Source organism: Enterococcus sp. AZ191 (assembly GCF_051713845.1).
Taxonomy (GTDB): domain Bacteria; phylum Bacillota; class Bacilli; order Lactobacillales; family Enterococcaceae; genus Enterococcus_B; species Enterococcus_B durans.
Genome location: NZ_JBIOQS010000010.1, coordinates 1 through 1999 on the forward strand (window position 1 = coordinate 1; position 1999 = coordinate 1999).

Annotated in this window: 3 protein-coding genes; all 3 read left to right on the forward strand. The window is 36.6% G+C overall.

From position 1 onward, the window contains the following. Nucleotides 1–372 precede the first annotated feature (372 nt). Nucleotides 373–648 carry a hypothetical protein gene (locus IGI47_RS14095; protein ID WP_438784567.1) on the forward strand — a complete coding sequence of 92 codons (276 nt, stop codon included), beginning with the start codon at nucleotides 373–375 and terminating at the stop codon, nucleotides 646–648. 246 nt (nucleotides 649–894) lie between these two features. After that, complete coding sequence (locus IGI47_RS14100; protein ID WP_438784568.1) at nucleotides 895–1752, forward strand: replication initiation factor domain-containing protein; 858 nt, start codon at nucleotides 895–897, stop codon at nucleotides 1750–1752. A 119-nt stretch (nucleotides 1753–1871) separates the two neighbouring features. Next, nucleotides 1872–1999, forward strand: a 128-nt coding sequence (locus tag IGI47_RS14105; RefSeq protein WP_438784569.1) for a ribbon-helix-helix protein, CopG family, incomplete at its 3' end; no start/stop codon positions are given.

The window sequence follows — 1999 nt, forward strand, 5'->3', positions numbered from 1 at the left end:
AGATGCTATTCGATTTGTTAGCGAATTTCCTTCTAGTTTGGGTGGTGAAGTCAAAAGAAATGATGAGAGCAAAGCGTAGCGGTTCATTGACAGTAGGTCGTGCATGTTATCCTGGTAATTGCTTCAGCAATGGAATTCTGGATTAGTCTTTTTATCGCTGAAGCCCCACAGAATTGGAACATGCTAAGAGGTACCTGCTGTCAATGATTGCGGATATGGCTAGGAGTTTCTTATCTTGATAATATAGGCAACTTAAATCCCCAAATTTTACATACAAAATAGGATTCAAACCCTTGGTGTATGTGCCTTTTATCTGCTTAATTTAGGGTGGATAGGGATAGAAGAACATATTTAATTTTTGGAGGTACTTTTATGATTGTTAAATGGGATTTATATGATATGGACTATGAGGGCGAAAATAGGGCGATTCCTGAGGAGTTACAAGATTTTGATAGGATATTATTGCTTTATAGCTTAGAGCGCCAATTAGGCGAAATGTATAATGAATTAGGCTATATTGAGTTTGACCATTTGCGTGATGATTGCTATCAAATGTTTGAGAAAGCTATGTTCGATATTTGTGAGAAAAGAAAAAGACGAACTCAGAACCCAGCCTTGCACAGCGAAGAGTTTAAAGTCGTCTCGTAGGACTTATTTTATCATTATTTCATTATTCATTCAAACAGCCAAAAGGCGCACATGAGTCTGCTTTTGTTTTTTCGCGGGGCGCATGGGACGCGCGAGCGCCCCCGCGCACGCGAAAAACAATCAGACCATGGAGCATTTGGCTGTTGATGATTTGAAATCTGATTAATGAGTTTTGGGGACCGGCCCCCTCTAACAGCCGGTTAGAAGTGCCAAATTGGCACATTTTATTTTCTTGGAGGTGAGATATTGGAAATATTTAATGTTAAATGTGATAAATTGCGTCTTTCTGGTAACATTTCGGATTCGGATATTTTTGTCCTTACGAACTATATTCAAAATGATATAGAGACTGAAACCATTGGTCTTACGACTTCGACTTCGGTTCGTGGTAAATTCTTTTGTATGGATGAAAATAGTGTTTATTTTGAATACGATAAGACTCGTGCGGATTCTTGGGGTATAAATAATTTCTTTTTGGAATTTAATCCTTCGAAGTTATCTCAAGATAGGCAATATCAGTTAAAAACGAAAATTCTTTATGCTGTTAGTGATTTGAAAGCAAATCGTTATGATTTAGCAGTTGAGTTTGATTTTTCTTTGGCTGATGTTTGGCATGAGGTGAAAGGTCAGAAAGTTGCTAAATATTACGGTGTAAATGGTGAATTAGAAACATGGTATATCGGTACTGCTGGTTCTGATATGCTCGTTCGTATTTACAATAAAAATAAGCAACTAGAGGATACTGATGATTTAGAAAATCGTCGTGAGGGTGATTGGTGGCGTTATGAAGTGCAATATAATCGCTGGCGCTTAATTGAGAAGGTATTAGACAATGGATTTTCTTTTGAAAGGCAAATTAAAATTCCGGATTATTCTTCTGTTTCTCCTATGGATGAGTTCATTTTGTCTTCTATGGTTGTTTCTCCTGATAAATTCGCTAAGTTACCTAATAGGACTAAAGTTAGATATCGTAAGAAAATGCGTGAGTTGCCTGCCTTATTAGATGTTAGGTCTATGATAAATTCGGTTTTAAAAGAAAAAACCCCTCAATTATTGGGAGAATTGAAGGGATGGCTTGCTTCTGGCAAGCTTGCTACTGTTTAGTTGATTTCTCTGATCAGCTGAATAGTAGCATAAAGTTGTGAGTCTATAAAGGCTTGCAACTTTTTTTATTGACATTCCATTCCAAAGTGAGTATTCTATGTGTATAGGAGGTGTTTTTCATGTCTGTTAGAGTTAATATAACTTTAGAAGATGAAGTTTTAAAAAGGATAGATGAACGAGCTAAATCTATGGGTATTAGCAGAAGTGCTTTTATTGCTGTTTCTTCTACTGCTTTTATGGATCAACA

Excerpts from the sequence above, each read along its gene's own strand:
- IGI47_RS14095 (WP_438784567.1), top strand. The coding sequence starts at position 373 with ATGATTGTTAAATGGGATTTATATGATATGGACTATGAGGGCGAAAAT.